The organism is Streptomyces sp. NPDC057424, from assembly GCF_042803315.1.
Classification (GTDB): domain Bacteria; phylum Actinomycetota; class Actinomycetes; order Streptomycetales; family Streptomycetaceae; genus Streptomyces.
The window spans coordinates 79,373-98,568 of sequence record NZ_JBHVCP010000008.1 but is presented as its reverse complement, the minus strand read 5'-3'; the positions used below and the strand labels follow the sequence as shown (position 1 = coordinate 98,568).

The following is a 19,196-nucleotide window of genomic DNA, read 5'->3' as shown; positions in this document are numbered from 1 at the left end:
ACCGGCCCCCCACCCGCATCCGACAACGGCGCTATTCCCGCAGCGCCCAGGCCACGTCCCTGAGCAGCGCCTGCCGCCACCCGGCCCGGTCATGCCCCGACGCGGACCGGGAGACCCGCACGGTCGCCCCGGCCCGCTCGGCCAAGGTCTCCACCAGGTCGCAGTGCGGTAGCATCCGGGCCTCGTGCTCCCCGGCATCGAACGCCACCCGCAGTCCCGACAGATCGGCACCCTCCCGCAGCCGCTCGGCAACGGCGCCACCGACCGGCCCGCCCAGCGGATCGGCCCGCTCCGACGCATCCGGCGTCCACCAGAACGACCCCGACTGACAGGCGACCCGCGAGACCACCTCGGGAAACTCCAGCGCCGCGTACACCGCGCTCAGCCCTCCGAGACTCTGCCCGGCGACCACGAGCCGCTCCAGGTCGGCGGGCACGCCCGACTCCGCCACCAGCGGCAGCAGTTCGTCCCGCACCGCCTCCCACAACGCGGGCCGGCACGCGAACTCGGCTGCCCGGTCCTTGGCAGGCAGGAAGACGAGAGTGACCGGCGGCGACTCGCCGGCCGCCACGGCCGAATCGAACGCGGTCACAGCCGGATGCAGATACAGCCAGTCGTCCCCGTCGAGCAGCAACACCACCGGCCCGCCACCCCCCGCCGGATGAACCCGCACCGTCCGCCGCCCGCCCAGCCGCTGACTCGTCCAGCGAATCCGCGCACGCGGCACGGGCAGAACCGCGTCGGCCCCGACCACGGGCCAGTGCGGCTGCTCCGGCGCGTCCGGCGTCGCGACGATGGACCGGTCACCGCCCGCCCCGGCCGGGTTGAACGGGTCGGCGTACGAGGCGTCTCCCACCAGGAACCGATACGTCGCCCGCAACCGCGCGGGCATGCGCACCTCGGCGTACCAGCAGTCCGAGCCGTCCCACCGGCGCAGGGGGACGGGATCCGACCAGCTCTCGAACTCGACGGTGACCGGCTCGGACCCGCGCCACAGGAACAAGGTCACCCAGCCGCCGTCGCCGTCGGGCACCGCCACGGGTGCGCCCGCGGCGGCCCAGAACGCGTCACCGCCGGGCGCGCCCGGCAGTCCGAACGCGGCGAAGGCGTCGTCCCTGTCGACCGCGGCCACGCACATGAACGTCTCCTTGTGAGAGGGAAGGGGCAGAGGCTAAGCTCCGTCAATTAGGCGAGCCTAACCTAATCTTGGCCCTCCGAGGAGGCACCGCACATGAGCACCAACCCCTTCGACGACAACGACGGCCGATTCCTGGTCCTGGTGAACGACGAGGGCCAGCACTCCCTCTGGCCGTCCTTCGCCGAGGTGCCCGGGGGATGGACGATCGCCTTCGCCGAGAACACCCGCGAGGCATGCCTGGAGTACGTCGAGACCCACTGGACGGACCTGCGCCCCCGGTCCCTCGCAGCGTCCCAGGACGCCTGAGCCCGCCGATGCTGTGCACCCGGCTGACCAACGCCCGTTTCCTCACCATGGATCCGGACCACCCGGTCGCCCGTGACCTGGGCATCTGGCAGGGCCGGATCGCGGGTCTCGACGAGGCCGTGACCTCCCTGCCCGCCCGGGAGACCGTCGACCTGCAGGGCGCAACGGTGCTGCCGGGGTTCATCGACGCCCATGTCCACCTCGCCTGGACCGGGTTCAAGCAGAACACCCCGAGCATCGCGGGCCGCACCCGCGTCGACGACGTGCTCGCGATCGTGGCCGAGGCCGTCGCCCGCACCCGCGCACCGGGCGACTGGGTGAGCATCGCCGGCTACGACCAGCGGGCCCTGGGCCGCCATCTGACCGCAGCCGAACTGGACCGGGTCAGCGACGGACGCAAGCTCTACCTGCTGCACGACTCCGGGCACGGCTGCGTGGTCAACACCGCGGTCCTGGACCTGCTTCCCGCCGGCATCCCGCACGAGAGCGGCTTCCTCGCCGAGCAGGCCATGGGCGCCGCCCGCGCCCTGCGCCTGCCGCACTCCCAGGAGGACCTGGCCGCGGCGATCGGCCGCGCGGCCCGCACCTGCCTGTCCGAGGGCGTCACCGCCTGCGCCGAAGCGGGTATCGGCGGCGCCCTCTTCGGCCACAGCCCCGTCGAACTCGGCGCCTACCAACTCGCCGTGGACAAGGACCTGTTGCCGCTGCGCGTGCAGCTCATGGTGTCCGCGGACCGGCTGCGCCCGGTCGCCGCGCACGAGACCGACGGCATCCCGCGCGCCCTCGACCTCGGCCTGCGCACCGGGTTCGGCGACGACCGGCTCTCCGTGGGCGCGCTGAAGGTCTACACCGACGGCGGCATGATGGCCCGTACGGCCGCACTGACCAGCCCGTACGAAGGACTCGACCACGCCGGGCAGTTGCAGGACGACCCGGACGTGCTCACCGGCCTCATCGTGGACGGCCATCTCGCCGGCTGGCAGCTCGCCGTGCACGCGATCGGCGACCGCGCGGCCGACATCGCCCTGGACGCCATCGAACGCGCCCAGCGCCTGCGCCCCCGCCCCGAGGCGCGCCACCGCATCGAACACGCCGGGCTGATCCGGCCCGACCAGCTCCCACGCTTCGCGCGACTCGGCGTCAGCGCGGTCGTCCAGCCCAGTTTCCTGCGGTACTTCGGCGACGACTACGCCTCGGTCATGGGCGCGGAACGGGCCCCCTGGATGTACCGGGGCAGGGCGTTCCTGGACCACGGGATCCCGCTGGTGGGCAGCTCCGACCGGCCCGTCGCGGACGGATCGCCCCTGCGCGCCGTCCAGTTCATGGTCGAACGCGCCTCCGCCACCGGGCAGCTCATCGGCCCGGACGAGGCCATCACCGTCGACCAGGCCCTGCACGCGTACACCGCCGCCGGTGCCCGTGCCTGCCACTGGGAAGACCGCCTGGGCAGCCTCACCCCGGGCAAACACGCCGACCTGGTCGTCCTCGGCGACGACCCTCGGCGCGCCGACCCCTCGCGCATCGGCGACATCGAGGTGGTCGAGACGTACGTCGACGGCCGCCCGAGCCGTCCGCGCGACTGATCCCCGGCCCGGAGCCGAGGAAGGAACCCCTTGACCACGGCCACGCCGCGCCCTGCCGCGCTGCCGCGCGCCCTTGTCGCACCGGCGCCCACGGTGCGTACCGCCCGCCCGGACGAGGCCGCCGCCCTCGCCGCCCTGTCCCGGCCCTTCGTGCGCTCGGGCGCGCTGCGCGAACGCCCCGTCACCCTCTACGCCGCCCAAGCGGCCGACTTCCTGGTCCTCCAGTCGCCCGACGGCACTCTCGACGGCTGCGTGGGCCTGCGCGCGTACCCCACGGACGCGCGGGAGGGCCGTGAACGCGCGGGCGTCGTCTACAACTTCTGCGTGGCCGCGCACCGGCAGGGGAGCGGCGTGGGAGCCGGGCTGTTACGCGCGGCGCTGGCCGCGGCGCACGCCCAGTCGCTCGACACCCTGTTCACAGCGACCACCGGGGGTGCCGGACTGTTTCTCCGCCACGGCTTCACGCCGACGGCCGCGCACCGCGCGCCGCTGCCCTGGGCGCAGTCCCTGGACCCGCGGCGCAACGCGCGCGTCCTGGTCAGGGCGTCGTGACCGCGTCGGGCACCACGGTGGTGCCCGGCCCGCTCTCGGCGAGCACACTGCGCAGCACCGCCCGTGGCACGCGCCCGTCCACCACGTGCGCCGTGCGCACACCGCCGCGGACGGCCCGCAGACAGCCCTCCATCTTCGGCAGCATCCCGCTCGCCAGCCCGGGCAGCAGCCCGTCCAGCTCACCGGCCGTCAGACGCCCGATCACCTCGGTGCTGTGCGGCCAGTCGGCGTACAGTCCCTCGACGTCGGTGAGCACCACCAGCCGCTCGGCGTCGAGGGCCACGGCGAGGGCCGACGCCGCGAGATCGGCGTTGACGTTGTAGACCTGCCCGTCCGCGCCGCGTGCCACGGGGGAGACGACGGGGATGTGGTTCTGCTCCAACAGGGCGCGCAGCATGGCCGGGTTGACGTCCACGACGTCGCCGACGAGGCCGATGTCCACGGTCTCGCCGTCCACGCGGGCCTGCCGCCGCACGGCGGTCATGGTGTGGGCGTCCTCACCGGTCAGGCCCACCGCGAAGGGGCCGTGGGCGTTGATGTGACCGACCAGCTCCCGCTGGACGCGCCCCGTCAGCACCATACGCACCACGTCCATGGTCTCCGGGGTGGTCACCCGCAGGCCCGCCTCGAACCGGGTCTCCAGCCCGAGCCGGTCGAGCATCGCGCTGATCTGGGGTCCACCGCCGTGCACGACGACCGGGCGCAGACCCGCGTGCCAGAGCTCCACGACGTCCCGGGCGAAGGTCAGTTGAAGCCTCGCGTCCACCATGGCGTTGCCGCCGAACTTGACGACGACCACACTGCCCCGCAGCTCCGCGGGCCGGCGAAGTGCCTGGAGGGACGGATCCCCTGCTCGGGCGGCTGTCACGGTCACGCGGTCACTCCGTTTCATGGCGGGCCGGGGAGGTCCGGGCCAGGGGGAGTCCAAATTTAGCTTAGCCTAACCTAATCGCCGGGTATTCGGTGAGGACGAGCTGGGTGCGCGCTCACGGAGGGATGCCGCCGTCGTCGAACCCGTCGTCGGCGCCGGCCCCGAACGCCCGGGCAGGGTGGACGCCGAGGACTTCGCCCGGGACGCCCGCACGCAACTCGCCCGGGCGCACGGTCGGTCCCGCGCCGGGCGGCGACCTGTCACCAAAGCCGCCGCCGGGGTCCAGGAGTGGCTCGCACAGTGCGACGAGACCGCGGCGCTCGCGCGTGCCGGATCCGGCAACCAGGCCGGCAGCGACACCTCGCCGATGCTCCTGGGCGGCTGCGAGACCGGACCCGGGGCCGAGTTGGGGCGGCCACCCGTGCACACCGCGTACCGCCCGCGGCGATCCCGGGCTTGTGGCGTCCGGACGCCGGCCGGTCCCGCCGGCGGGCCGTGGCGTGGTGCCGGACATCCTCCCCCGTAGGTGGCGGCTGTTCCTGCGCCTGGACCCTGCCGGGCCGAACGCGTCGTCACCGGCCCACGGGATCGCCCTCGGCGCCGTCGTTCCGGGTGCGCAGTATCACGTGACCGCCGTGGTGCAGCGGCGTGCTCAGCCGCAGACGGGTCGCCTCGTGGCCTGTCTCCGCGTCGACGAGGTGCACTTCGCCGTGGCCACCGCGGGTGACGGCGACCCAGTCGGAGCTCGGTGAGGCGCCCACCGCACGGCGTTGGACACCCTCCCATGGGGTGCCGCCGCGGAGCGGAGCGCCGTCCATGGCGGGCAGGGGGAGGCGCCGTATGCCGTCATGGGCGCCCAGAAGGATGAGCTCGTCGCCGTCGGGGTGGATGCGGGTGAACGCGGTGTGGCGCCGGGCGAGGGCCAGCCGGAAGACCAGGCCGGGCCCCAGCTCCGTGAGGTGTGTGCGGCCTGTCTCCAGCTCGTGGCGCCATGCCTGGTTGGTCCACTCCGGCCATCGCAGCGGATCCGGGTCACCGCCGCGCAGCGTGGTCCACAGGGCCCGCCGGCGGGTGTCGAGCCGGAGGTACCAGCCCCGGGCGGGTGACCCCCACGGGATCACGGGCTCGGCCGTGAGGGCGTCGTCCTTCCTCCGGGCCCGGTGCACTCCCTCGCCCGTGGCCGCGAACACGTGTCCGGTGCCGGGTGCCTGTGCGTCCCCGTGTCCGTCGTCCGGCAGTGGCAGGACCGCGTGAGGGGTGGCCGGAGGGCAACCGGGCGGAGCCGCGAGGAGGTCCGCGAACCGGTGGACGGCCAGCGCGCCGGGCTCCCGGTGCCGCAGCACGACCAGCGGGTCGCCGCCGCCGAGCACCGTGACGCCCGGTTCGCCCACGCGCGTGCGGACCCGCGCGGTCTCTCCGGTGGCCAGGTCGAGGACCGTCAGCAGGTCCGACCAGGGTTCGGTGTTTCTGCCCAGGCCGGTGGTGGTGGCCAGCCGGCGGCCGGACGGGTCGCAGGCGAGGTGCTCGGCCGGCACGGCGACCGGGACGGTGCGCTCCACCAGCTTCTCGGTGAAGGGATCGAGCACCAGCAGCTCCCCGCGGCGGTCGTCGACGCAGGCGACCCGTCCTCCCGGAAGCGCCAGGAACCCGGCGTGCTCGGAGAGATGACGGCCGGTGAGGCGTCCCGTGACGGTGCCGTCCGGCACGGTCAGCACGTGGACGGATCCGTCCACGTGGTCGGAGACGAGCAGGACGGATGCGGCAGTGGGCATGGGTCCTCCGAAAGCCAGTTTTATGAAAACGATTATCATGTATCTTCGGTGCGTTCCCGGTACCTGAGAAGAAGCGAGGGCATCGATGCTGGGCTCACCGTCGAGATTCGTCCGCAGTTGGATCACCGCAGCGCTGGTGGGCTCCGTCCTGGTCGGCTGCGGCTCGTCGTCCGAAGAACCCGCGAGCGACAAGGCCGGGCCCGCTGCGAGGACCGAGGTGACCGTCGAACCCATCAAGGCGTCGACGCAGTTGACCGACACCAACGGCGTCAAGATCTCCTTGGAGAAGGAGCCCGAGCGGATCGTCTGCCTGTTCGCGCTCTGCGACGACATCCTGACGGAACTGGGCATCCTGCCGACGGCCACCAACAGCGCGTTGCTCGCCCACCCGGACTTCCTGGGGGAGGAGAAGGCCAAGGAGGTGGACGTCATCCCCGGCGGATTCATCGCCCCGGAGGTCGAGGCGATCCTCTCCCACAAGCCCGATCTCGTGATCGGGCTGGGGGACACCCACGGCAAGCTCGCCCCGGCGCTCAAGGGAGCCACCACGTTCTGGGCCATGCAGCCCGAGACGTGGCAGGACAGCGTGGGCTACCTGCGCGACGTCGCCGCGCTCACCGGTCGGACCGCCGAGGGGGAGAAGGCCGAGAGGACCTTCCGGACCAAGCTCGCCGCGGCCGAGAAGGCCCCGAGTGAGAGGACCGCTCTCATCATCTACGGCAGCGACGAGGACTTCGGCGTCGCGACCCCGGAGGGCGACGTGGCCGCCAGCCTGTTCCCCAAGATCGCCGACTATCCGTGGAAGTCCCGCGGTGTGGAAGGAAGTTACAGCCTCGAAGAGATTCTCGCCCAAGGCGTCGACGTGCTGTTCGTCGAGACGCTGAGCTTCGGCGGCGCAGACGGCAAGCTGTCGGAGAAGCTGGCCGGGAACCCGCTCTGGGGCAAGATCCCGGCAGTGAAGAACGGCGACGTCCACGAGGTGAACTCGGAGGTGTGGGCCAAGGGGCGCGGCACCCGCTCACTGGGCATCGTCCTCGACGAGGCCACGGCCGCGCTGCGGTGAGGAAGTCCCTCCCGGTGCCCGCCGCGGCCGATCGCGCCGCGGCGGGCGGACAGCGGCCGTCGCGCGGTGCGCGGAGGTGGCAACCGCTTCTGGTGATCGTGTTGCTGGCCGTCTCCTCGGTCTGTGCGCTCAGCCTCGGCACCCCCTACGTCCCCCCGCACCGGCTGGTCGCCGCGGTGCTGGACGGCGACACCACCCTTGCCGGGATCGTCGTCACCGAACTCCGCGTGCCCCGCCTGCTGCTGGCGCTCGTCGCCGGAGCCTGTCTGGGGGCGGCCGGGCTGGTGCTCCAGGAGGCGCTGCGCAATCCCCTGGCGGTGCCGGAGATGCTGGGCGTGTCGTCCGGGGCCGCGCTGGGGGTGGCCGCGCCGCTGGTGCTGTCCCTGTCCCTGCCCGCCGCCGTCCAGCCTCTGCCGGCCATCGGCGGGGCCGCGCTGGGCGGTGGGCTGACCCTGCTCGTCGCCGGGCTGGGCCGCAGCCCGTCCGCCGTGCTGCTGACCGGCGCCGCGGTCGCCGCAGCGTTGCAGGCCGCGCTGCTCGTCCTGATGGTCATGGCCGACCAGCTCGACCTCCAGCTGATCTACCGCTACCTGCTCGGCTCCCTCTCCGCCCGCACCTGGGAGGACGTGACGGGCCTGTGGCCGTGGCTGCTCGTCGCGGTGCCCGCCCTCGTGCTGTGCGCGCCGGTGCTGTCGGTGATGCGGCTGGGTGATGCGGACGCCGAGGCGCTGGGCGTGCGCGCTCAACGAGCCCGGCTGGGCGCGCTGGCCATCGCCGTGGTGCTGATCGCCCCGGTGACGGCGGTGTGCGGGCCCGTCGCGTGGGTGGGCTTCCTCGCCCCGCACCTTGCGCGCTGGTTCGACCCCGGGGCCGGGGCGGTGCGCTGGCTTCCGTGGTCCGCCGCCTGGGGTGCCGTCGTCGTGATGGTCGCCGATGTCCCGGCCCGGCTGGCGCTGGCGCCCGTGGAGACACCGGCCGGCGCCTGGACCGCCCTGCTGGGGGTGCCGGCCGGCGTCGCGCTGATGCGGTCGGGTGGCCGCTGCCGGGCGGTCCGGCGGGGGCCGGCCGCTTCGGCCGCGGCGGGCGAACCGCTGCCCGGACCGCCGAAGACCGCTTTCGATGCGGCGGACGAGGTTCCTCGCGCGGGGGCGTCGGGCCACGCGCGCGGGGGCGGCCCCGGGCGCGGCGCGGCAGGCGGCACCCCCTCGCGCGCGCTCAGGACGACCGGAACGGAGGACGCACGGTGACCCGTCGATTCGCGGTTCTCGCGGCCCTGGCCGTCGTGTGCGCCGGGGTGGAAGTGGTGGCCGGGCGCGGCTTGTCCCCGGGTGTGGTGTGGGACGTCCTCAACGGGGGCGGTGACGCGACGGAGCGCCACATCCTGTTCCAGCTGCGCCTGCCGCGGCTGCTGGTGGCCCTCGGCGCGGGCGCGTGCCTGGCCGTGGCGGGGCTCGTCCTGCAGTCCGCGCTGCGCAACCCCCTTGCCGGGCCGGAGGTGACGGGCGTGACCCCGGGGGCGGTGCTCGGGGCCGTCGTCGCCACGGCCCTGGGACTCGCCGGGTGGGACTCGCCGCTGGCCGTCGTCCTCGCAGCCTGTGCGGGCGGGTGCGCCGGAGCGGTCCTGCTGTGGCTGCTGGCCGGGCGCGGGCGCGGTGATCCCGCGCAGACCGCCGTGCACGGGGTTCTGGTGTCGGCGGTCCTCGGCGGGCTCACCGCCATGGTGCTGCTCGTGGAGCCGGGCGAACTCGGCAGTGTCGTCCAGTGGCTGGTGGGCACCACGGAGGGCCGGGTCTGGCAGCACTGGCACCTGCTGTGGCCGTGGGCGCTCGTCTGGGGGGTCGCGGCGTGGCTGCTGGCCGGGCCGTTGACCCTGCTGCGCTGCGGGGACGACATCGCCCTCGCCGCCGGTCTCTCCGCCCGCCGGGCCCGGACCCTGGCCCTGCTGTGCGCGGTGGCGCTGACGGCGGGCGCGGTGGCCGCCGTCGGGGCGCTGGGCTTCGTGGGTCTGCTCGTACCGCACCTGGCGGTGGCCGTCTTCGGCGCGGACCTGCGGATGAGCCTTCCCGGCGCCGCCCTGACGGGCGCGGTCGTGGTGTGCGGGGCGGACGCGGCGGCGCAGCTGTCCTCGCGGCTGCTGGCGGGGGCGCTGGACTCCGGACGGCTCACGCTGCCGGTCGGGGCGCTCACCGCGTGCCTCGGCGCCGCGTTGCTGCTGGTCGTCGTGCGCCGCACGCCGAGCCGTACGTTCTGAAGCCGAATCGAGGACAGAGCATGACCGAGTCCGTGGGGATCCACGTCGAGGGGGTCCACTTCGGCTACCCCGGACGACCCGTGCTGCGGGGCGTCGACCTGACCGTCCGGCCGGGCGAACTGACCGCGCTGATCGGCCTGAACGGCTGCGGCAAGTCGACCCTGTTGCGGCTGGCCGCCGGGCTGCTGCAACCGGATGAGGGGAGCGTCCGGCTCGGCGGGGACGACCTCGCCCGGCTCTCCAGGCGCGCCACGGCGCGGAGGGTGGCGCTGCTGCACCAGTCCGCTCCGGCCGTCCCGGGCATGACGGTGAGTCACCTCGTCCGTCAGGGGCGGTACGCGGCACGCGGCCCGCTGGGGATGCTGCGCGAGGGCGACGACCCTGTCGTGCGCCGGGCGCTGCGCGACGTGGGGGTGGAGGAGTGGGCCGACCGTGACGTCGACGCGCTGTCGGGCGGTGAGCGGCAACGGGTCCGGCTCGCGATGGCGCTCGCCCAGGACACCCGCGTGCTCCTGCTCGACGAGCCGACCACCTACCTGGACCTGCACCACCAGCTCGACGTGCTGCAGACCGTGGTTCGCCTGCGCGAGGAACGCGGGCTCACCGTGGTGATGGTGCTGCACGACCTGGCCCACGCGGCCCGGTTCGCCGAACGCGTCGTCGCCCTGCGCGACGGCCGTGTGGTGGCCGACGGAACGCCGGAGGAGGTCGTGACACCGGGGTTGCTGGCGGACGTGCTGAAGGTGGCCGGCCGGGTCGGCCGGGACCCCGAGGGAGGCTGGCCGGTGTGTTATCCAGATCACCCTCTCCCCACTCTTGAATATGAAAATCAGATTCATTAGTGTTCATCGCGGCGCTCATCCGAACGCCGACCTCCCTGAGATGAAGGAGAGTTCATGGACAACGAGCAGGTCTTCGCGCCGATCGCCGACCCGGGTCAGCTGGCGCACGACTCCGCCTCCCACTCCAACGCGCTCGTCGAGAACCCCTTCGAGGACACCGAGGAGTAAGCGAGGGCCCAGCCACCCTCGACCGTGGGCCCGCCCGATGCCTTCCGGGGGGGCCCACCCCCGTCCCAGTGCCCCGTCGTCAGGAGGATCACCGTGTCCCGCAGCCGACTCGTCCCCGGTGCCGAGGTCGTCGCCGTACCCGGGCGAGGGCTCGCTGTCCGTACCCCGGAAGGGGAGTTCCTCAGCGTCAGGACAGGGGGTGCCGAGGAGAACGCTCTGCGCCCACTGCTCACAGGCGCGTCCGCAGCCCCCGTGGACGAGGAACTCGAGCGTGTGGTACTGGCGTTCGAGGAGGCCGGCTACCTGGCGGAAGAGCCGCCGGGCTCCGCGTGGCCCGCCGCTCGCCGGAACATCCGGATCCTCGGCGACCCGGCACTGGCCGGACAACTCGCCGTGCAGCTGGCCGCCCTCGGCGCGCGGCCGCGCCCGACTCCGGACGCGACCGTCCCCGGGACATCACCGGTGGATATCGAGGACCTGCTCGACGGGGACCCCGCAGCGGTCGTGTGGTGCCTCGACGGACCCGTGCCGGACGGGCTGTGGGACGCCGCCGACAGCCTGCCCGACCACGGTGTCGCATGGCTGCGCTGCCACCGCGAGGGCTGGCAGGCGTACGTCGAGCCCGTGGCCGCCGCTCCTGGAGACGTCACGTCGGCGCACGTCCGGTCCCGTCGGCTCGCCGCCACACCCGCTCACCGCGAACTGGCCGCGTACTGGAGCGGGCCCCGCACCTCCGGCACGCCGGTCCGGCCCGCCGTCCCCGCCCTCACGCTGCTCGCGGCGCTGCTCGCGGACGATCTCAGCCGCTGGGCCACCGGCGCCCCCGGCACGGCCGGCCTCCCGGCGCGCCGCCGGCTCCGATGCGTGGACCTGCGCACCCTGACCGTCACCGAGCACCCCGTCCTCCCGGTGCCCGACGTCGCACCGATGCCGAAGAAGGACAGATGACGGCGTTCGGCGCGGCCGTGGAGGAACTCGCCACCGACGTGCGTCTCCCGGCCGGCGAGGGCCCCTTCCCGGCCGTCCTGGTGCGCACCCCCTACGACCGGACACGGCACCGGGCCGAGGCGCGCGGCTGGGCCCGCGCCGGGTTCGCCGCCGTCGTCCAGGACGTGCGGGGCCGGTTCGCGTCGCCGGGGGAGTGGCACCCGTACGCGGACGAGGCCGCCGACGGAGCGGCGACCGTCCGCTGGATCCGGCGGCAGCCGTGGAGCGACGGACGGCTGGTGGCGGCCGGCGCCTCCTACGCGGCCCACTGCGCCCTCGTCCTCGCCCTCGAGGCGCCCGAGGACGCCCGGCCCGACGCCGTCATCGCGGCCGTGCCCGCCCTCGGGCCCGCGGAGACGGCCCGCGAGGCGTCCGGCGTGGAGCGGCTGCTGTCCCGCGCCGGATGGTGGGCCGCCCACGGTGACCGGCGGGACTCCGACGAGAACGCGCTGGACAAGGCCCTCTCCGCTGACCCCGGGCTCCTCACCCATCTGCCCCTGACCACCCTCCCCGAGCGGCTGGGCCGCAGCCTGCCGTCCTGGGCGGGCCTGTGGGGGCACCACGACCGCGGCCGTCTGGTATCGCGGGCGGCACACGCCGCCGTGCCCCTGCTCGCGGTGGGCGGCCACCACGACCACTTCACCGAGGACACCGTCGCGCTGTGGCATTCCTGGGGCGGACCCTCGGCCCGGATGCTGCTGGGCCCCTGGAGGCACCGTCTCGTCACCGCGCCCGGCCCCGACGCCGGCCCGGCCCACCGGCTGAACCTCGGCGAGCTGTACGTGCGCTGGGCCCGCCGCGCCCTGACCGGCGCACTCGCCCCGGGCCACCACGGCGCACAGGGGCTGGGCGGCGCCGACCTGTGGCTGCCCGCCGGCACAAGCGGCGAACCCCGCACACAGCGGCCGCGGCTGCTGCACGGCTCCGCCTTCACCGCAGACCCCGGCCGGCCCGTCCGTTCCGACGACCTCACCGTCCCCACCGACGGCCCGCCCGACCGCTGCCTGCTGGTCACCCCGCCGCTGCCGCGTCCGCTCGACGTGGTCGGCCCCATGAGCGCGCACCTGCGGGCCACCGCCCACACGCCGTCCGCCGACTGGGCCGTCAGGCTCGTCGCGCTCACGCCGGAAGGGACCGCCGAACAGCTCGCCGTCGGCGTCGTCCGGCGTACCGAACCGGTCGGCCGTGCGGCCGCGTTCACCGTCGGCCTCGGCCCGCTCGCACGTCGGCTGCGGGCCGGTACCCGGCTGCGCCTGGAGATCGCCGGACACCACTTCCCCGCCCACGCCCGCAATCCCCACACCGGCGACGACCCCGTGACCGCCGACCGGCAGCTCGCCTCCCGGCGCGAGGTCGATGCGGGCAGCGTGGTCCTGAGACTGCCCGTCCTCCCGTCCCGCCCCACCCCCATCGACCCCGCCGAGGAGATCCTGCGATGACGGCGCTGCCGCTGGAAGCACTCGTCGACCCCGTCTGCGGCATCGTCCGCAAGGTCAAGCCCGTCGAGCACCCCGCGGGCGCCCCACCCCGCTACACCGCGCTCACGGCCGAGATATCCGACGCCCGCAGACACGGCCTGTGGCCCGCCGACCGGGTCTCCCTCGGCACCACCTTCGGCGACCCCGAGCAAGCCCGCGTCGCCGCGATAGCCGAGGGGATAGAGCGGTACTGCGGCAACCGTGTGCCGCCCCCCGGCCACCCGGACGCCCCGGTGCGCGCCACCGCCGCCGAACTGGCGGAGAAGGGCCTGCGGCTGTACGGCCCCGGGGACCTGCCCACGTACGCCGACTGGCAGTACACCCGCGAGAAGTTCCCCTACCGACCCCTCACCCCCGAGACCCCGGCCCTGTGGACGCGCGGAACCGAGCAGCTGCCCGGCGGACGGACGGCAGAGGTCTGGGCACCCGTCGCGCTCACCCACCTCAACTGGCGCCAGGGCCAGTTGCGCGAGCTGCCCCGCACCCATCACCTCAACTACGCCGGGATCGCCACCGGACAGGGCCTCGACGACGCCGTCGAACGCGGCCTGCTGGAGATCGTCGAACGCGACGCCCTGGAACTGTGGTGGCATCTGGACGGCCCCGCCCGCGGCATCGACCCGGCGAGCGTGCCCGGCCTCGCCGACGACCTGGCCGGCTCCGCGCTCGACGTCCACATCGTGGAGATGCGCTCGGAGTTCGCCCCCTGCATGGCCGCGCTCGTGCACGACCCGCGCCTCGGCCTGTACGCCGCCGGGTTCGCCTGCAAACACGACCCGGCCGAAGCCGCCCGCAAGGCCGTCCTGGAAGCCGTCCACACCTGGGTCTTCACCCAGGGCCTGACCGGCTCCGACGGCTGGGTGTTCCAGGCCGTCGAGGCCGGGCTGCTGGCGCGCGGGCTGTACCTGGAGCACCGGGCCGACGGCCGCTATCTCGAGGCGTGCGGCGAACAGTTCGAGCACGTGCGGGACCTGGGGGCACACGTGCAGGTGTGGCTGGACGAACGGATGGCGGCCGAGGCCCGGCGGTTCACCGCGCCCGCCCTCGGGACCGTGTCCGTCGACGCGGTCGAGCCCGGCAGCCGGGAGCGGCTGGGGGACGCGCTGCACGCGGGCGGCCACCGTGTCATGACGTTCGACCTCACCACAGAGGACGTAGCCGAGACGTCCCTGCGCGTCGCCCGGGTCCTCGTCTCCGGCCTCCTGCCCAACGCCCCCGCCGCCTTCGGCTACTTCGGCTGCCCGCGCCTCACCGAGGCCGCCGTCGCCCGTGGATGGCGCACCACCCCGCCGAGCGCGCCGGAGGACTTCACGCTGGCGCCTCCGCCGCACATGTGAGGACCGTCCCGTGGAACACCTCCGCGAGGGCCACCCGCCGGACCTCGCCGCCGCCCTCGCCCGTGCCCGCTCCCCGGAGCGCCCCGGCCCGGCCACGTCCGCCGGAACGGCCGTCCCGACGTGGCCGGGGCCCCCGCTCCCGATCCCGGAGGCGGGCCCGGCGGAAGTGGACCTGTCGGCCCTGCTGCGTCTCTCCCTGGCGGCCTCGGACGCATCCGGACGCCTCAGGCCCGCACCCTCCGCCGGGGCGCTGCACCCGGTGGACACCGCACTGGTCGTGGGCGCCGGCTGCTCCCTGCCGCCAGGCCGCTACGCCTACGACCCGCTGCGCCACCGCGTCCACCACCTCGGCAGGCAACCCGGCGGCACGCCACCCGGTGTGACCGCCGAACTCTCCGTCACCGCACGGCGCACGGTCTCCCACTACGGCCACCGCGCCTGGCCCCTGCTGCTGCTGGACACCGGGCACGCCACCGCGGCGCTGTTCCTGGCGGCCCGCGCCCTGGGCGCGGACGAGCCCCGCGCACGGCTGGACGGACGCACCGGCAACCCCCTGGCCACCGTGCACATCCCACCGCCCGACGGGCGGAGCCCGGCGCCCCCGGCTGATACCCCCCGCGCCCCGGAGCCGTCGGGGGGCCCGCCCACCCCCGCGGAGCTGCTGGCGCGCCGCAGTACCCCACCGCCGATGCCGGGCGCCCCGTCCCGGGACGCACTGCGGGCGGTCCTCACCACCGCCGCACGGGCCGGCACCGGCGACCTGCGCTGGTGCGCCGCGGTCGGCCCGCCACGGCCCGGGCTCATGGAACTGGCCCCCGACGGCACGACCCTGCGGCGGTACGCGGCGGGAGAAACCCGTCCGACACTCGCGGCCTGGGCCGCGGGCCAGGCGTGGATCGCGGACGCGGGCGCCGTCCTGCTCGCCCACGGCTGCCCCGCCGACGCCGACGCCCCGCACATCCGCCGCGCCCACCTGCGGGCCGGCTTCGCCGTCCACCTGGCCCACATCACCGCCCGGCGCCACGGGCTGGCCGCCCGGCCCGTCGGCTCCTGGCAGCAGGCGGACCTCGGCGCCGCCCTCGGTGCCGCCCCGGAACGGGACTGGGTCGTGCACGCACTGGCCCTCGGCACCCGCCACGCCGACGAGGAGAACACCACGTGATCGTCCACCCCGAGCTGCGCCGCGCCGCCCGGCGCGCGCGGCGCCCCCTGGCCGCGGCCACCCTCCTGCAGGGCGCCGTCACCCTCACCCACCTGGCGCAGGCCGCACTGCTGGCCCTCGCCCTCGCCGGCCTGGCCCGCGGAGACACCGGCCGGCTCCCGGGACTGCTCGCCGCGGTGCTCGCCGTCGTCGCCGCCCGTGCCGGGCTGACCATGTGGCAGCGGCGCACCGCCACCCGTGCCGGAGCCCGGGTCAGGGTGGCCCTGCGGGACGAACTCCTGGCGCACCTGGGCCGGTTGGGGCCCGCTCACCTGACCACAGCCCGGGCCGGAGCCGTCCGCACCACCCTCGTCGACGGCGTGGAGGGCGTCGACGCCTACGTCTCCCGCTACCTGCCCCAGCTCCTGGTCACCCTCACGGTGCCGCCCCTGGTGCTCGCCGCCCTGGCCGCGGCCGAACCGCGGGCTCTCCTCGGCCTCGTCCCCGCCCTGCTCCTCGCCCTGGCCGGTCCGCGCGCCTGGGACCGGCTCCTCGCCGCCCGCGGCAAGGAACACTGGGACACCTACGAAGGACTGGGCGCCGACTACCTGGAAGCCCTCCAGGGCATGCCCGCCCTGCGCGCCGCCGGCGCGGTCGGCCGCACCCGCGCACGCCTGGAGAAGAGGTCCGCGGCGCTGCACCGGGCGACCGTCGCCAAGCTTCGGGTGTCCCTGGTCGACACCGGCATCACCGACCTCGCCATCCAGGGCGGCACCGCCGCCGCCGCGCTCCTGGCGTGCTGGTCGGCCGTCACCGGATCCACCACGGCGACCGGCACCTACCTGGTGCTGCTGCTGTCCACCGAGTGCTTCCGGCCGGTCCGCGACCTGGCCCGCGAGTGGCACGCCGGATACCTGGGGGTGTCGGCCGCCGACGGGCTCGCGGCCCTGCGCACGGCCGAGCCGACGGTCCCCGCCACCGGATCGGCCTCCGCACCCGGGCAGGCGCCGCCCGAACTGCGCTTCCATGACGTCACTTTCACCTACGACGGCGCGCCGGCGCCCGCCCTGGACGGCGTCTCCTTCACCGCGCAGGCGGGACGGACCACCGCGATCGTCGGCCCCTCCGGCGCGGGCAAATCCACACTCCTGGCCCTGCTCCTGCGCCACCACGACCCGCAGGAGGGCCGGATCACCCTCGACGGGCGCCCCACGGCCGAGTACGCGCTCGACTCGCTGCGGCAGGGCATCGCCGTGGTCTCGCAGGAGACGTACCTCTTCCACGCCACCATCGCCGGCAACCTGCGCCTGGCCCGGCCCGACGCCACGGACGACGACCTGACCAGGGTGGCGCGCGTCGCCGGCGTCCACGACGAGATCGCCGCCCTCCCGGACGGCTACGCCACCGTCCTCGGCGAACGCGGTGCCACCCTCTCGGGCGGGCAGCGCCAGCGGCTCGCCCTCGCGCGGGCCCTGCTGGCGGACGCCCCGGTGCTCGTCCTCGACGAGGCCACGAGCGCGGTCGACGAGCGCCGCGAGGCCGACATCGTCCGGGAGCTGCTGAACGCCGCGAGCGGCCGGACGGTCCTGGTGGTCGCCCACCGGCTGGCGGCCGTCCGGCACGCCGACCGCATCGTCGTCCTCGACCAAGGACGGGTGGACGCCGTAGGCGAGCACGCCGACCTGGTCGAGGCCGGCGGCGTCTACACACGGCTCGTCGAGGCCGGCCGCGCCCACCGAGGAGAACTCGCCGCATGAGCACCACGACCAGCGACACCGCCACGCCCGACACGGACGTACCCGCGCGAGGCGCACTGCGCGCCCTCCTCCCCGCCCTCGCCGCACATCGCGCCATGACGGCCCGCACCTGCGCCGCCGCGCTCCTCGAACAGGGCTCCCTCGTCGCGCTGCTGACCCTGGCCGCGCACACCGTGGGCACCGCCGTCATCGAAGGGCGCGCTCCCTCGGCCGCCACCGTCGCCGCGCTGGTCGCCCTCGTCCTCGTACGCGCCCTCACGACCTGGCGGGAGATGGACCTCTCGCACGACCTGGCCTACCGGGTGCTGGCCGCACTGCGGGTCCGCGTCTTCGACGGACTCGCCCGCAGCGCGCCCGCCCGGGTCGCCGGCCGGCGCAGCGGCGACCTCGCCGCCACCGCCATGGCCGACGTGGAGGCACTGGAGTTCTTCTACGCCCACACCACGGCCCAGCTGCTGGCGGCGGGAACGGTCCTCACCGGCGGCTCCATGGTCCTCGCCACGGTGGAGCCGTGGCTGCTGACGGCCGTGCTGCCGGCCGCGGCCCTGCTCGCCGCGGCGCCCTTCGCCGACGCGCGCGCACGCGCGGCGCGCGGCAGCCGCACGCGAACGGCCGTGGCGGGACTGTCGGCGGACACGGTGGAGACCGTCGACGGGCTGCGCGAACTGCTCGCCTTCGGCGCTCTGCCCGACCGCCGCCGGAAGCTGGCAGAGCGGGGGCGGCAGGTGGGTGACGCCCAGCGCGCCGAGGCCACCTGGGAGGCGGTCGCCGCCGCGGTCCGCGACCTCCTCATCGTGGCCGCGGTCCTCGGCGTGGTCGCCACGGCGGCACAGTCCGTGACCGCCGGACGGCTGCACGGCGCGTGGGCCCCGGCGGCGATGGCCCTGGCCCTGTCCGTCCTCGGCCCGGTCGCGGAATCGGCCCGCGCCCTGAGCCAAGCCGTGGCACTGCGCGCCGCCGCAGCCCGCGTCGGCGCGGCCGCCGGAGCTCCCGCCCTCGCCCCGCCGCCCGCCGCGCCCCGGGCCCTGCCGCCCGGACCGCTGGGCGTCCGGCTGCACCGGGTGAGGTTCGACTACGGAGGCCGGCCCGTGCTGGACGGCGTCGAACTGACCGTCCCCCCGGGGCAGACACTCGCCCTGGTCGGCGCTTCGGGCGCCGGCAAGTCGACCTGTGCCCACCTGCTGGCCCGGTTCTGGGACCCGTCCGAGGGAGCGGTCCAGCTGGTGCCCGCCCAGGGCGGCCCCGTGGACGTGCGGGAGGTGAGCGACGCGGAACTGCGCAGCGCGGTCGTACTCGTCGGACAGGAGACACCCCTCTTCCACGGCACCCTCGCCGAGAACCTGCGGCTCGCCGCGCCCGAAGCGGATGACGGCCTGCTCGCCGCCACAGCGCGTCTGTGCGGCGTCGACCGGATCGCCCCGATGGACACCCTCGTCGGTGAGCGCGGCGCGACGCTCTCGGGAGGCCAGCGGGCCCGCATCGCCCTCGCCCGCGCCTTGCTGGTCCGCCCCAGAGTCCTCATCCTCGACGAGTCCACCGCCCACCTGGACAACGCCGGTGACGCCCAACTCGCCACCGCACTGCGGGAGGAGGGCCGCACCACGCTCGTCATCGCCCACCGCCGCGCGACCGTCCGCCGCGCCGACCGCGTCGCCGTCCTCGAGGACGGCCGCATCACGGAGGAGGGAACCTGGGAGGAACTCACCAGCCGCCCCGACAGCGCGCTCAACCGCACACTCGCCACCACCCCCTCCTGAACCCGGGACGCCGTCCCGGGCCACGACCACTCCCGAACGATCGTCGCGAAGACGGCCGGTCGGCGTCCCCAGAGGCCCCGGCGGCCCGGTTGGACGGCCGCCGCCGGACGCTGTGGTCATGCTCGAGATCGACCAGAGGGGCCCGTCCCCTGTGGTCGCGAAGGGGTGCCGGCGCCATGCCGGAGCACCGCCC

17 protein-coding genes are annotated in these 19,196 nt (G+C 75.1%); 14 read left to right on the top strand and 3 right to left on the bottom strand.

Translation table 11 applies throughout. The features are described from left to right. Positions 1-31: 31 nt before the first annotated feature. A complete protein-coding gene (locus ACFU3E_RS09995; protein ID WP_384154509.1) occupies positions 32-1,138 on the bottom strand; it encodes an alpha/beta hydrolase-fold protein in 1,107 nt (368 codons plus the stop codon). Between the two features lie 93 nt (positions 1,139-1,231). Here ACFU3E_RS09995 and ACFU3E_RS09990 point away from each other — a divergent pair, with 93 nt between their 5' ends. From ACFU3E_RS09990 to ACFU3E_RS09980, 3 genes are read left to right on the top strand one after another with little or no spacing between them, the layout of a single operon-like run. Beyond that, on the top strand, positions 1,232-1,444 hold the full coding sequence (locus ACFU3E_RS09990) for an MbtH family protein (RefSeq protein WP_062930460.1): 213 nt from the start codon (positions 1,232-1,234) through the stop codon (positions 1,442-1,444). Positions 1,445-1,452: 8 nt separating this feature from the next. Beyond that, positions 1,453-3,027, top strand: a complete 1,575-nt coding sequence (locus ACFU3E_RS09985; protein ID WP_384154507.1) for an amidohydrolase — start codon at positions 1,453-1,455, stop codon at positions 3,025-3,027. 30 nt (positions 3,028-3,057) lie between these two features. Further along, positions 3,058-3,579 (top strand): GNAT family N-acetyltransferase, encoded by a 522-nt coding sequence (locus ACFU3E_RS09980; protein WP_384154505.1) that lies wholly within the window; start codon positions 3,058-3,060, stop codon positions 3,577-3,579. On the opposite strand, the gene argB is transcribed toward ACFU3E_RS09980, so the two are convergent. Then, entirely contained in the window at positions 3,566-4,471 is a 906-nt protein-coding gene (gene argB, locus ACFU3E_RS09975) for an acetylglutamate kinase (RefSeq protein ID WP_384154503.1), read from the bottom strand. The two genes, ACFU3E_RS09980 and argB, sit on opposite strands and share 14 nt — an antisense overlap. 551 nt (positions 4,472-5,022) lie before the next feature. Beyond that, on the bottom strand, positions 5,023-6,222 hold the full coding sequence (locus tag ACFU3E_RS09970; RefSeq protein ID WP_384154501.1) for a YncE family protein: 1,200 nt from the start codon (positions 6,220-6,222) through the stop codon (positions 5,023-5,025). Between the two features lie 85 nt (positions 6,223-6,307). Between ACFU3E_RS09970 and ACFU3E_RS09965 the strand changes: the two genes are divergently transcribed. From ACFU3E_RS09965 to ACFU3E_RS09915, 11 genes are all read left to right on the top strand, one after another. After that, positions 6,308-7,285 carry an ABC transporter substrate-binding protein gene (locus tag ACFU3E_RS09965; RefSeq protein ID WP_384154499.1) on the top strand — a complete coding sequence of 326 codons (978 nt, stop codon included), beginning with the start codon at positions 6,308-6,310 and terminating at the stop codon, positions 7,283-7,285. Between the two features lie 98 nt (positions 7,286-7,383). Then, positions 7,384-8,532 carry a FecCD family ABC transporter permease gene (locus tag ACFU3E_RS09960; protein ID WP_384154658.1) on the top strand — a complete coding sequence of 383 codons (1,149 nt, stop codon included), beginning with the start codon at positions 7,384-7,386 and terminating at the stop codon, positions 8,530-8,532. Beyond that, positions 8,529-9,536: a FecCD family ABC transporter permease gene (locus tag ACFU3E_RS09955; RefSeq protein ID WP_384154498.1), complete on the top strand. Its 1,008-nt coding sequence runs from the start codon at positions 8,529-8,531 to the stop codon at positions 9,534-9,536. The genes ACFU3E_RS09960 and ACFU3E_RS09955 overlap by 4 nt, the downstream gene beginning before the upstream one ends. A 20-nt stretch (positions 9,537-9,556) precedes the next feature. Then, positions 9,557-10,378, top strand: coding sequence for an ABC transporter ATP-binding protein (locus ACFU3E_RS09950; RefSeq protein WP_384154496.1), 822 nt, complete (start codon positions 9,557-9,559; stop codon positions 10,376-10,378). Positions 10,379-10,432: 54 nt separating this feature from the next. Continuing rightward, positions 10,433-10,546, top strand: coding sequence for a streptamidine family RiPP (gene amiA, locus ACFU3E_RS09945; protein ID WP_241270818.1), 114 nt, complete (start codon positions 10,433-10,435; stop codon positions 10,544-10,546). Positions 10,547-10,639: 93 nt separating this feature from the next. Continuing rightward, complete coding sequence (locus ACFU3E_RS09940) at positions 10,640-11,494, top strand: hypothetical protein (protein WP_384154494.1); 855 nt, start codon at positions 10,640-10,642, stop codon at positions 11,492-11,494. Then, complete coding sequence (locus tag ACFU3E_RS09935) at positions 11,491-12,972, top strand: CocE/NonD family hydrolase (protein WP_384154492.1); 1,482 nt, start codon at positions 11,491-11,493, stop codon at positions 12,970-12,972. The genes ACFU3E_RS09940 and ACFU3E_RS09935 overlap by 4 nt, the downstream gene beginning before the upstream one ends. Continuing rightward, positions 12,969-14,348, top strand: a complete 1,380-nt coding sequence (locus tag ACFU3E_RS09930; RefSeq protein ID WP_384154490.1) for a YcaO-like family protein — start codon at positions 12,969-12,971, stop codon at positions 14,346-14,348. Before ACFU3E_RS09935 ends, ACFU3E_RS09930 begins: the two co-directional genes overlap by 4 nt. Positions 14,349-14,358: 10 nt before the next feature. After that, positions 14,359-15,510 (top strand): SagB/ThcOx family dehydrogenase, encoded by a 1,152-nt coding sequence (locus ACFU3E_RS09925; RefSeq protein ID WP_384154488.1) that lies wholly within the window; start codon positions 14,359-14,361, stop codon positions 15,508-15,510. After that, on the top strand, positions 15,507-17,246 hold the full coding sequence (locus ACFU3E_RS09920) for an ABC transporter ATP-binding protein/permease (RefSeq protein WP_384154486.1): 1,740 nt from the start codon (positions 15,507-15,509) through the stop codon (positions 17,244-17,246). The genes ACFU3E_RS09925 and ACFU3E_RS09920 overlap by 4 nt, the downstream gene beginning before the upstream one ends. Then, positions 17,243-19,003, top strand: a complete 1,761-nt coding sequence (locus ACFU3E_RS09915; RefSeq protein WP_384154484.1) for an ABC transporter ATP-binding protein — start codon at positions 17,243-17,245, stop codon at positions 19,001-19,003. The genes ACFU3E_RS09920 and ACFU3E_RS09915 overlap by 4 nt, the downstream gene beginning before the upstream one ends. The last annotated feature ends 193 nt before the right edge of the window (positions 19,004-19,196 follow it).

Coding starts and splice junctions, on each gene's coding strand:
- ACFU3E_RS09995 (WP_384154509.1), bottom strand. CDS start 1,138: ATGTGCGTGGCCGCGGTCGACAGGGACGACGCCTTCGCCGCGTTCGGA.
- ACFU3E_RS09990 (WP_062930460.1), top strand. CDS start 1,232: ATGAGCACCAACCCCTTCGACGACAACGACGGCCGATTCCTGGTCCTG.
- ACFU3E_RS09985 (WP_384154507.1), top strand. CDS start 1,453: ATGCTGTGCACCCGGCTGACCAACGCCCGTTTCCTCACCATGGATCCG.
- argB (WP_384154503.1), bottom strand. CDS start 4,471: ATGAAACGGAGTGACCGCGTGACCGTGACAGCCGCCCGAGCAGGGGAT.
- ACFU3E_RS09970 (WP_384154501.1), bottom strand. CDS start 6,222: ATGCCCACTGCCGCATCCGTCCTGCTCGTCTCCGACCACGTGGACGGA.
- ACFU3E_RS09965 (WP_384154499.1), top strand. CDS start 6,308: ATGCTGGGCTCACCGTCGAGATTCGTCCGCAGTTGGATCACCGCAGCG.
- ACFU3E_RS09950 (WP_384154496.1), top strand. CDS start 9,557: ATGACCGAGTCCGTGGGGATCCACGTCGAGGGGGTCCACTTCGGCTAC.
- amiA (WP_241270818.1), top strand. CDS start 10,433: ATGGACAACGAGCAGGTCTTCGCGCCGATCGCCGACCCGGGTCAGCTG.
- ACFU3E_RS09935 (WP_384154492.1), top strand. CDS start 11,491: ATGACGGCGTTCGGCGCGGCCGTGGAGGAACTCGCCACCGACGTGCGT.
- ACFU3E_RS09930 (WP_384154490.1), top strand. CDS start 12,969: ATGACGGCGCTGCCGCTGGAAGCACTCGTCGACCCCGTCTGCGGCATC.
- ACFU3E_RS09915 (WP_384154484.1), top strand. CDS start 17,243: ATGAGCACCACGACCAGCGACACCGCCACGCCCGACACGGACGTACCC.